This is a genomic window from Okeania sp. SIO2C2, from assembly GCF_010692625.1.
Classification (GTDB): domain Bacteria; phylum Cyanobacteriota; class Cyanobacteriia; order Cyanobacteriales; family Microcoleaceae; genus Okeania; species Okeania hirsuta.
The window spans coordinates 1-1,411 of the sequence record NZ_JAAHGM010000164.1; the positions used below are offsets into that span (position 1 = coordinate 1).

A 1,411-nucleotide genomic window follows, 5' to 3' on the forward strand; every position below is an offset into this window, starting at 1 on the left:
TTTGGGTGCTAGCGATCGCTTCCAAGTTTAGCTGGACAGAAAAAGCTTGCAACAATTCATCAAATGCCTTACGGTTTAGTCCCGTTAATGCCCTTAAGAGTCGGTCTTCTTTTAGCACTCGATTGATATCCAGCATTTTTTCTTCTGATCTTTAAAACACTAATCTCTAGTTTACCTTATTAAGCGACAAGTCTATTAATTTGTCATCAAAATCATACTTGTGATTACGATCAATCTGACTAACAACTCCATAACGTTTGACGCCGGCAAAGGCGTTTTCACATACTACCCTTGATTGGCTCAATTTCCGATTGTCTGATTTTTGTTGCTCACTTAACTCTCCCCCTTTTGGTTTTTTATGGGGGATGCGGATATTTTCATACTGATGCATGTAGACCTTGGAAACCACTGTCTACTTCAATCGGAATGTCCACAGGTATATTTCCTATCAATTTTTCAAGGGGAATGGAACTTCTTGTCATGTAGCTTTCCTTCTCGTGCCTGGCTCAATAGCAGCACTTTCTTGTTTTGATTGACTGCGACTAAATGTTTGCGAGTGTGACGCTTTTTTTTTCCCGAATAATTCAGTTTTTGTTTTTCTTGGTGAGTAGGTCGTTGCACTGGCCGTTCTGTGCCATCCATGATCACTCGTTCTACTCCAGGGAAACGCTCTATGAATCCTTGGACACTGTTAATTTGACGCTCTGGAAGCGCCTTTTTTTCTCCCAGGGCTGCGTCTTTAATAGGTTGTCAGCGATGAACCCAGTAATGTGCCTGGCTACGGTCGATCTCAAACAAGATACCAGCGCTCATCAAAAGTTGGGTAACACTTAAAGTAGAAAAGAATGTAGAACAATTTCTCTTGATTGGTGCGTAAACGAGCCTTACGGCCTCCTCCAACAGAGCGTTGACGAGGTTTTGAGTGCAATGTTTGCTCATACATTTGATCAAAGGACTCCAACAAAGATTCAAATGCTTTACGGTTTAATCCTGTTAATGCTCTGAGTAACCTATCTTGCAGCGGGAATAGTAATTGTGACATCTTTTTTGGGGGTTGCACATTATGGAATGATATTGCCAAAAATTAGTTTAGACTTTGACTAAAAAAATCTAATATTAATCATTCTAGCAATTGATTAATCCACAATCCAATTCAATCAAAAATCTCAAATCATTCTCTATTGTGCAACGCCCTTTTTTGGGTGTTGCACAATAGAGAATGATATTCTAGAATTTTCTAGACAGATGGACTGTCCTGATTGTCAAAGTCATAAAGTAGTGAAAAATGGTCATCGTCAGGGCAAACAGAGTTATCTGTGCCGTAACTGTGGCCGTCAATGCGCGAGAAAGCCCCTGTCCTGCGGGTTATAGTTCTGATATTAAAGAGCTTTGTGTGAAAATGTCCCTATTT

At 40.2% G+C, this 1,411-nt stretch carries 3 protein-coding genes and 1 pseudogene; 1 reads left to right on the top strand and 3 read right to left on the bottom strand.

Going from position 1 to position 1,411, the window contains the following annotated elements; genetic code table 11:
• Positions 1-166 precede the first annotated feature (166 nt).
• From F6K18_RS36115 to F6K18_RS36125, 3 genes are all read right to left on the bottom strand, one after another.
• The gene (locus tag F6K18_RS36115; RefSeq protein ID WP_287528189.1) at positions 167-391 is read right to left on the bottom strand and encodes a transposase family protein; all 225 of its coding nucleotides are present in this window, start codon (positions 389-391) and stop codon (positions 167-169) included.
• A gap of 65 nt (positions 392-456) precedes the next feature.
• Positions 457-642, bottom strand: a complete 186-nt coding sequence (locus tag F6K18_RS36120; RefSeq protein WP_287528185.1) for a transposase family protein — start codon at positions 640-642, stop codon at positions 457-459.
• Positions 643-790: 148 nt separating this feature from the next.
• On the bottom strand, positions 791-1,042 hold the full coding sequence (locus F6K18_RS36125) for a hypothetical protein (protein WP_287528187.1): 252 nt from the start codon (positions 1,040-1,042) through the stop codon (positions 791-793).
• A gap of 203 nt (positions 1,043-1,245) precedes the next feature.
• Between F6K18_RS36125 and F6K18_RS36130 the strand changes: the two are divergent.
• Positions 1,246-1,411, top strand: a pseudogene (locus F6K18_RS36130) (IS1 family transposase); the annotation flags it as partial.